This is a genomic window from Brenneria sp. g21c3 (genome assembly GCF_040240345.1).
Classification (GTDB): domain Bacteria; phylum Pseudomonadota; class Gammaproteobacteria; order Enterobacterales; family Enterobacteriaceae; genus Brenneria.
Genome location: NZ_JBEIAB010000029.1, coordinates 22,546 through 30,710, shown reverse-complemented (window position 1 = coordinate 30,710; position 8,165 = coordinate 22,546). Strand labels below are relative to the sequence as shown.

Below are 8,165 nucleotides of genomic sequence, written 5' to 3'. Positions count from 1 at the left end.
TTCTTCCCGCTGCCGCTCGACTTGCATGTGTTAGGCCTGCCGCCAGCGTTCAATCTGAGCCATGATCAAACTCTTCAATTTAAGATTTGTTTGATTCGCTAAGTTAATAGCTGTGCTCAAAGAATTAATAACTGTTCATTCGTAATGAATTTACTGCTAGTCACTCTTCAAGACTTTTTATATCGTCAGCCGATAGGTCTTGTGAGTGCCCACACAGATTGTCTGATTAAATTGTTAAAGAGCAGTGCCACGTTATCCCGTGGCGCGGGCCGCATATACTATGCTTTTCCGCTGTGAAGTCAAGTGATTATTGCCTGGCTTCTTACTGTCGTCACAACCGCGTAATCGCCGTTGCCGTGTCAGTGGGAGCGCATTATAGGGACTTCTGCGCAGGCCGCAACTGGTAATTTGCATAAAAATCACTGTTTGCTGCATTACACAGCAAAAGGCAGGTTTATACCCATTTGTTCACAAACTTATCCACAGAACGGAATCTTACTGAAATTAGACGAGCATCACGCAAACGTTTTCGCTACAATTCTTCCGCGAAAAAACGCACCTTCTTTATTGTGAACGCTAACTGAATATTTTTCTTTGTCTTGCCATCATGCGTTATAAATGAAGAAAAAGACGATATTCACGTATTGTTCTTTACTGACTACCCAATGCAAGGGATACATCATCATGCAACAACCTCGTCCTATCCGCCGTGCTTTGCTCAGCGTTTCTGACAAAGCAGGTATTGTCGACTTTGCTCAAGCCTTATCTCAGCGTGGGATTGAGCTTCTCTCTACCGGAGGCACAGCACATCTGCTGGCTGATGCGGGTTTACCGGTCACGGAAGTGTCTGACTACACCGGTTTCCCGGAAATGATGGATGGACGCGTTAAAACTCTGCATCCGAAGGTTCACGGCGGCATTCTTGGGCGTCGCGGGCAGGATGATGCCGTCATGGCAAAACACGATATCCAACCTATCGACATGGTTGTCGTCAATCTCTATCCGTTTGCTCAGACCGTTGCCCGGCCTGACTGCAAATTGGCGGACGCCGTCGAGAACATCGATATTGGCGGGCCGACGATGGTTCGCTCGGCGGCCAAGAATCATAAAGATGTGGCGATTGTGGTTAAGAGCGGCGACTACGACGCCATCATTAATGAGCTGGATGCCAACAATGGCTCGCTGACCTACGAGACGCGTTTCGATCTGGCGATTAAAGCGTTTGAGCATACCGCGGCTTATGACAGCATGATTGCCAACTACTTTGGCGCCCTGGTGCCGCCTTATTATGGCGAAACGGATAAACCGTCAGGACGCTTCCCCCGCACGCTGAATCTGAATTTCGTGAAAAAACAGGATATGCGCTACGGCGAAAACAGCCACCAGCAAGCCGCTTTCTATATAGAAGAAAATGTCACGGAAGCGTCTGTTGCAACGTCGAACCAGTTACAGGGCAAGGCGCTGTCCTACAATAACATTGCCGATACCGATGCGGCGCTGGAGTGTGTGAAGGAGTTTACTGAGGCAGCCTGCGTAATCGTCAAACATGCCAATCCGTGCGGCGTGGCGATTGGCGACTCGATTCTGGAAGCTTACGAGCGCGCCTACAAAACCGATCCAACCTCGGCTTTCGGCGGTATTATCGCCTTCAACCGCGAGCTGGACGAGCAAACGGCGCAAGCCATCATCAGCCGCCAGTTTGTTGAAGTGATCATTGCCCCCTCCATCAGCGCAGCCGCCCTGAAAGTCACCGCGGCCAAACAAAACGTGCGCGTACTTGCCTGCGGCGCATGGCAACAGCGCGTTCCGGGTCTGGATTTTAAACGCGTGAACGGCGGCCTGCTGGTACAGGAACGCGATCTGGGCATGGTTGGCGCCGCTCAGCTACGCGTAGTGACCGAACGCCAACCCAGCGAACAGGAACTGCGTGATGCCCTGTTCTGCTGGAAAGTCGCCAAGTTCGTCAAATCCAACGCCATTGTTTATGCCAAAGACAATATGACCATCGGTATAGGCGCCGGCCAGATGAGCCGGGTTTATTCCGCCAAAATTGCGGGGATCAAGGCGGGTGATGAAGGATTGGAAGTAAAAGGTTCCGCTATGGCTTCCGATGCTTTCTTCCCCTTCCGCGATGGTATTGATGCCGCCGCAGCCGTAGGTATCACCTGTGTTATCCAACCCGGCGGCTCTATCCGTGACGATGAAGTTATTGCGGCTGCCAATGAACATGGTATCGCGATGATCTTTACCGATATGCGCCATTTCCGCCATTAATTCAGGATCTGACGAACATGAAAATTTTAGTTATTGGTAACGGCGGCCGCGAGCACGCGCTCGCCTGGAAAGCCGCTCAGTCGCCGCTGGCGGATATCGTTTACGTCGCGCCGGGAAATGCCGGTACGGCGCTGGAACCGGGGCTAAGCAATATTGATATTGCCGCAACCGATATTCCCGCGCTGGTCGCTTTCGCGCAGCAGAACCAGATTGACTTGACCATCGTGGGGCCGGAACAACCGCTGGTTATCGGCGTGGTGGACGCTTTTCGCGCCGCCGGGCTGAAAATTTTCGGACCGACGCAGGCAGCCGCGCAGTTGGAAGGCTCCAAATCCTTTACCAAAGATTTTCTTGCCCGACATAATATTCCTTCCGCGGAATACCAGAACTTCACCGAGGTCGAACCGGCGTTGGCTTATGTCCGCAGTAAAGGCGCGCCGATCGTGATTAAAGCCGACGGCCTGGCCGCCGGGAAAGGCGTGATTGTCGCCATGACGCTGGAAGAGGCGGAAAACGCCGTTCAGGATATGCTGGCCGGCAACGCGTTTGGCGATGCCGGCCACCGTATCGTGGTGGAGGAATTCCTGGATGGCGAAGAAGCCAGCTTCATCGTCATGGTCGATGGCGAACACGTACTGCCGATGGCCACCAGCCAGGACCATAAGCGGGTGGGCGACAACGATACCGGCCCCAATACCGGCGGCATGGGCGCTTATTCCCCCGCGCCGGTTGTCACCGATGACATTCACCAGCGCGTGATGGAACAAGTGATCTGGCCGACGGTAAAAGGCATGGCGGCTGAAGGCAATATCTATACGGGTTTTCTGTACGCCGGACTGATGATTTCCGCCGACGGTCAACCCAAGGTGATTGAATTTAACTGCCGCTTTGGCGACCCGGAAACCCAGCCCATCATGCTGCGCCTGCGTTCCGATCTGGTCGAACTCTGTCTGGCGGCCTGCGACGGCCGGCTGGACGAACAAGACTCCGCGTGGGATGAACGTCCTTCATTAGGCGTGGTACTGGCGTCGGGCGGATATCCCGGCGATTATCGTACCGGAGACGTCATTTCCGGCCTACCGCAGCAAGATGCTGAAGATGGAAAAGTCTTCCACGCGGGTACTAAACTGGACGGCGGGCATGTCGTCACCAACGGCGGACGGGTGCTGTGCGTCACCGCATTAGGCAAGACGGTCGCCGATGCCCAGCAACGCGCGTATGAGCTGGCCGCGGAAATTCAATGGCGGGAATCTTTCTGCCGGAAAGACATTGGCTACCGGGCGATTGAACGGGAACAAGCCTGACGAACCGACAAGCCCGGAGAAATCCGGGTTTTTTTATGCTGTGCGCCACCCTATTAGCGATGTTTATCCGCAACGGAGATTAACGTGAGTAAACCCGCGCCCGATGTCGGATAATCAACTCCGCATTCAGGTTACAGTCTGTTGGCTTCAGCTTCCCAGCGACAGAAATCGCCCTGATCCACCAGCAGCAGTTGTGTTCCTTCCGATGCCTCCAGCCATGCAATACTCAGCGAGCCGGTAAGCTGTTCTCTCTTTTGGGCGATCCAATCTTGCGAGGACTGGTCAAAATCAGGCCTGACGCGCGCGCCATCGCAGGTAATGACCAGGTCATCCTGTAATTTGCCCTGCCTTAGCGTCACCTTCCCTGCCTGAAGCACATCGCTGAGTTCCCGGGTTCTTTTTGCGTCCCACTGATAGAGCGCCAGATCGTCATCGGAGATGGATTCTCGCCTTTGCGCCAACTGACGTTGCATAAAGCTGACCGTGCCATCTTCCGCAAAGCGGATCTGCGTATCATCTTTCTGGGCTTCCAGCGTTCTTTTGATTTCACGCAGGCTGTCCTGCTGATACCAATAGCGGGTTACCACCGTGCCGCCGCCTTGAAATGGGTTATAAACCGATATCAGTCTGATGGTGTCGTGCTGGGCGTCATCTTTGCGCCACAGGCGAACAATACCGCGATCGGAAAGGTAGCCGCTGGCGAAAACTGGCGGCGAAGGGGTATGGCTGCTACAGGCGACGATAAAGAATATCGCCGTCCCGATGCCAAGCCGGCGCGATAAAAGCAAAAGGGGCGAAACCGCCCCCCTGCTTAAACTCTTAACCGGCATTGGCTTATTTGACGGCGTCTTTCAGCGCCTTGCCAGAAACAAACGCTGGCACGTTGGCAGCAGCAATTTTGATTTCTTTACCAGTTTGCGGATTGCGGCCAGTGCGCTCGTTACGATGGTTTACTTTAAACGTACCAAAACCAACTAATTGTACTGCATCACCTTCTTTCAGAGACTCAGTAATTGCCGCGAGAGTTGATTCCAGAGCAGCTTTTGCCTGTACTTTGGAGAGATCAGCCTTGTCAGCAATTACATCAATCAGTTGAGTCTTATTCATAAGTTATCCTTACAGTGTGTTTATCGCTTGCTAAGCATCGAGTGCGACGGATATGCCATGACAGCACTCTCCTGCATACACGCACCGACAGCCACTTTTATTACGCCCCCCAAATGTAGACCAGACAGGGTGCGGATGTGAAGCCTTTCGACATACCATTTCAAGCCTTAAATCACGTTTTATCGCGTTATTGGCTTAAATTTATCCCAATGTTACTACTACCGGCCTCGCGCAGGTCGGCGCGCAGCCCTTTAATCAATTCAATGTCGCGCTCTTCGTTGACTGCCAACAGGCGAAAAATCTCCCATTGGATGTCCCATTCTTCTTCAATCGCCGGCAGAACTTTCAACTCATCATCGGTCATTTCTTTACCGGCCTGCGTCATCTCCAGCATCGCGACCGTCCGGATCGACGTTTCACTGACCGCAATCGCATGCTCCAGCGTTTCACCGCTCAGGCGGGAATGGATCAGTTCGCCTAAAGCGATGCAGGCATCGATCGCCGGATAGACACCGTAAATATCATAGTCATCCGCGGCGGGAATTGCCTCTTCTAATTTTTCCAGTTGGCTGTCAAAATTGACTTTTGCATCTTTGACCACCAGCGTTTCCCAAACCAGATCGAGAATACGGCGGTAAACCATCGCGTCCCCGAACTCGGTTTGCTGACAGAACTCATGATAATTGGGATACATACGTTCGCAAAGACATGCCATAAACGTGACATGCTGCCAGCTTCCAAGCTTTTCCAAACGCAAATGAATCGGGTTACGTAACATCTTTATGCTCACTATAGGCTATGGGCGGCAGTGTACCTGAAATTACCGCATCGCCCTATGCCTGAATTCCTAAAATTTTTGTAACGGGATCCGCTCACAACTGCTGCTGTCGCCAACGCTGAAACGCAGAACGGTTAGAGGCGACCGCGTCGGCCCAGCGGGTAGGTTCGGGCAGACGATAGCCGCGCATGCAGCGTTGCACCCACAGCAGCGCGCTATCTGTACCGACGCGATGGCCGGTCGCCACAAATAATGGGTTGCAGCGCGCCTTGCTGCGCCATACCCAGCCTAGCTGCTCGCCTTTATCCAGCAAGGGCTGCCGGCTGCCCACCGCATCGGATAATGGCTCGAAATGCCCGCACAGGCGGCGTTTCGCCACGCCGATGGTCGGCACATTCACCATCAGCCCGAAATGGCTGGCGACGCCAAGTCGACGCGGATGCGAAATACCATGCCCGTCGACCAATAACAGATCCGGCTTTTGCTCCAGCAACGCCCAGGCCGCCATAAGACCCGGACACTCGCGAAACGACAAAAAACCGGGGATATAGGGCATCGTCGTGCTGATGCGCGCAATTTTATACTCCACCAACGTTAGCGACGGGTAGCGCAGCAGCGCAATCGCCGCGCGGGTCACCGCGCCATCCTGTTCAAACCCCACGTCGGCGCCGGCAACGAACCTCGGCTGGTCAAAGGGCAGGTCGTCATGGCGAATAATTTCCGCGGCGCGCGTCAGTTGCTCGGCCCGCAGTTGCCGGGTATCAATCACACGGCCCCCTATGAATGATAGGCGCGCGATAGCCGGTGTACGGCATCGACAAATACGCCCGCGTGCTCCGGCGGTACATCCTGATGGATACCATGACCCAGATTAAACACATGTCCGTTCCCCCGGCCGAAGCCCGACAGAATAGAGGCGACCTCCTGTTCTATCCTGGCCGGCGGCGCATAGAGCATCGAAGGATCCATATTGCCCTGAAGCGCCACTTTATCCCCCACGCGGCGGCGCGCCTCGGCGATATCGACGGTCCAGTCCAGCCCCAGCGCGTCGCAGCCGGTTGCCGCCATCGCTTCCAGCCACTGTCCGCCCCCTTTGGTGAACAGCGTAACCGGGACGCGGCGGCCTTCATTTTCGCGTTGCAATCCGTCGACGATTTTATGCATGTAATGCAGGGAAAACTCGCGATAGTCACGACCGCTCAGCACGCCGCCCCAGGTATCGAACACCATGATCGCCTGCGCGCCGGCGCGAATCTGCGCGTTCAGGTAAAGGATAACGCTGTCGGCCAGCTTATCCAGCAGCAAATGCAGGGTTTTCGGCTCAGCGAACATCATCTTTTTAATGATGGTAAACGCTTTGCTGCTGCCGCCTTCCACCATATAGGTCGCCAGCGTCCAGGGACTGCCGGAAAAGCCGATTAACGGCACCGCGCCGGCAAGGCTTTTGCGGATGGTGCGAACCGCATTCATTACGTAAGCCAGTTCCTGCTCGGGATCCGGAATCGGCAAGTTCGCCACATCGGCACGGCAGGTAATCGGAGATTGAAAACGCGGACCTTCGCCCGTTTCAAAATAGAGCCCCAGCCCCATTGCATCAGGGATGGTCAGGATATCTGAAAACAGGATCGCCGCATCAAGCTCATAGCGCCGTAAAGGCTGCAATGTGACTTCACAGGCAAGCTCCGCATTTTTGCACAGCGCCATGAAATCGCCCGCCTGCGCGCGGGTCGCCTTGTATTCCGGCAGGTAACGTCCCGCCTGACGCATCATCCACACCGGCGTCGCATCAACCGGCTGGCGCAACAAAGCCCGCAAATAGCGATCGTTTTTCAGATCAGTCATGCTGTTTATCCTTTAGTCATCATCCTGGCGCGTGCTGCCGTCGCCGTCGATTGTAACATGGTCGTTACCGTTCTCATGATAAGCGCGACATAGCGCCACCGTGTCCTCAATCAGTCGGCGGGCCACGGTACCCGGCGGCGGTAAGAGAGGCAATTGATCATAGCGAAACCAGCCGGCATCACGCAGCTCCGACGGATCGTGATGCACTTCGCCGCCGGCATAGTCCGCCATAAAGGCCATCATCAGCGAATGCGGGAAAGGCCAGGGTTGGGAACTGATATAACGCAGGTTTTTGACCTCAATGCGACTCTCTTCCATGACCTCGCGAGCCACCGTCTGTTCCAGCGTTTCGCCCACTTCGACAAACCCGGCCAGCACGGTATACATATTGCCGCGGTGCCGGTTATGCTGCGCCAGCAAAATCTCATCGCCCCGTCGGATCGCCACGATGATGCAAGGCGCGATCTGCGGATAATAACGCTCCTTGCAATGCAGACACAGGCAGGCCAGCTCCGTTTTACTGCGCACCATTTCGTGGCCGCAGTAGCCGCAGAACTTGTGAGCGCGATAAAATTCCGCCAGTTGCACGCCCCGTCCCGCCATTTGGAAAAGCCCGGCGTCCTGATCGATCAATTGGCGCACCGAGGTCATGTCGACATCCCGGTTCTGACAAACCAGCCACATCGGTTGTCCTTGCCATTCGCCTATTTTGCGGGCGGTTTCACCCTGTAATGACCAATTGTCCGCCGTTCCCTGCGGTAATTCTCCTTGAGGAAGCCATATTTGATTTGCGTGACTGACAACCCACCAGCCTGTTTCGTCACCGTTTAACCTTTGTTCCATACCTGCGATTGCTCCTC

Annotated in this window: 8 protein-coding genes and 1 rRNA gene; 2 read left to right on the top strand and 7 right to left on the bottom strand. The window is 54.6% G+C overall.

Translation table 11 applies throughout. From position 1 onward, the window contains the following. A 16S ribosomal RNA gene (locus tag ABRZ28_RS23290) occupies positions 1 to 81 on the bottom strand; the annotation flags it as partial. Positions 82 to 684: 603 nt separating this feature from the next. Here ABRZ28_RS23290 and purH point away from each other — a divergent pair. Together purH and purD are read left to right on the top strand one after the other, a co-directional pair. Continuing rightward, positions 685 to 2,274 (top strand): bifunctional phosphoribosylaminoimidazolecarboxamide formyltransferase/IMP cyclohydrolase, encoded by a 1,590-nt coding sequence (purH, locus tag ABRZ28_RS23285; protein ID WP_319606488.1) that lies wholly within the window; start codon positions 685 to 687, stop codon positions 2,272 to 2,274. 17 nt (positions 2,275 to 2,291) lie between these two features. Then, positions 2,292 to 3,578, top strand: coding sequence for a phosphoribosylamine--glycine ligase (gene purD, locus ABRZ28_RS23280; protein ID WP_330521710.1), 1,287 nt, complete (start codon positions 2,292 to 2,294; stop codon positions 3,576 to 3,578). 131 nt (positions 3,579 to 3,709) lie between these two features. Here the strand turns inward: purD and ABRZ28_RS23275 are convergent, their stop codons facing one another. The 6 genes from ABRZ28_RS23275 to nudC all read right to left on the bottom strand — a co-directional run bounded on the left by ABRZ28_RS23275 (position 3,710) and on the right by nudC (position 8,148). Beyond that, positions 3,710 to 4,408 carry a DUF1481 domain-containing protein gene (locus ABRZ28_RS23275; protein WP_330521709.1) on the bottom strand — a complete coding sequence of 233 codons (699 nt, stop codon included), beginning with the start codon at positions 4,406 to 4,408 and terminating at the stop codon, positions 3,710 to 3,712. Between the two features lie 4 nt (positions 4,409 to 4,412). Continuing rightward, positions 4,413 to 4,685 carry a nucleoid-associated protein HU-alpha gene (hupA, locus tag ABRZ28_RS23270; RefSeq protein WP_009114799.1) on the bottom strand — a complete coding sequence of 91 codons (273 nt, stop codon included), beginning with the start codon at positions 4,683 to 4,685 and terminating at the stop codon, positions 4,413 to 4,415. 187 nt (positions 4,686 to 4,872) lie between these two features. Then, positions 4,873 to 5,463 (bottom strand): YjaG family protein, encoded by a 591-nt coding sequence (locus tag ABRZ28_RS23265; protein WP_319606485.1) that lies wholly within the window; start codon positions 5,461 to 5,463, stop codon positions 4,873 to 4,875. Positions 5,464 to 5,557: 94 nt separating this feature from the next. After that, positions 5,558 to 6,232: a deoxyribonuclease V gene (gene nfi, locus ABRZ28_RS23260; protein ID WP_330521708.1), complete on the bottom strand. Its 675-nt coding sequence runs from the start codon at positions 6,230 to 6,232 to the stop codon at positions 5,558 to 5,560. 8 nt (positions 6,233 to 6,240) lie between these two features. Further along, positions 6,241 to 7,305 carry a uroporphyrinogen decarboxylase gene (gene hemE / locus ABRZ28_RS23255; protein WP_330521707.1) on the bottom strand — a complete coding sequence of 355 codons (1,065 nt, stop codon included), beginning with the start codon at positions 7,303 to 7,305 and terminating at the stop codon, positions 6,241 to 6,243. 12 nt (positions 7,306 to 7,317) lie between these two features. Next, on the bottom strand, positions 7,318 to 8,148 hold the full coding sequence (gene nudC, locus ABRZ28_RS23250; protein ID WP_330521706.1) for an NAD(+) diphosphatase: 831 nt from the start codon (positions 8,146 to 8,148) through the stop codon (positions 7,318 to 7,320). Positions 8,149 to 8,165 lie beyond the last annotated feature (17 nt).

Excerpts from the sequence above, each read along its gene's own strand:
- ABRZ28_RS23275 (WP_330521709.1), bottom strand. The coding sequence starts at position 4,408 with ATGCCGGTTAAGAGTTTAAGCAGGGGGGCGGTTTCGCCCCTTTTGCTT.
- hupA (WP_009114799.1), bottom strand. The coding sequence starts at position 4,685 with ATGAATAAGACTCAACTGATTGATGTAATTGCTGACAAGGCTGATCTC.
- hemE (WP_330521707.1), bottom strand. The coding sequence starts at position 7,305 with ATGACTGATCTGAAAAACGATCGCTATTTGCGGGCTTTGTTGCGCCAG.
- purH (WP_319606488.1), top strand. The coding sequence starts at position 685 with ATGCAACAACCTCGTCCTATCCGCCGTGCTTTGCTCAGCGTTTCTGAC.
- ABRZ28_RS23265 (WP_319606485.1), bottom strand. The coding sequence starts at position 5,463 with ATGTTACGTAACCCGATTCATTTGCGTTTGGAAAAGCTTGGAAGCTGG.
- purD (WP_330521710.1), top strand. The coding sequence starts at position 2,292 with ATGAAAATTTTAGTTATTGGTAACGGCGGCCGCGAGCACGCGCTCGCC.
- nudC (WP_330521706.1), bottom strand. The coding sequence starts at position 8,148 with ATGGAACAAAGGTTAAACGGTGACGAAACAGGCTGGTGGGTTGTCAGT.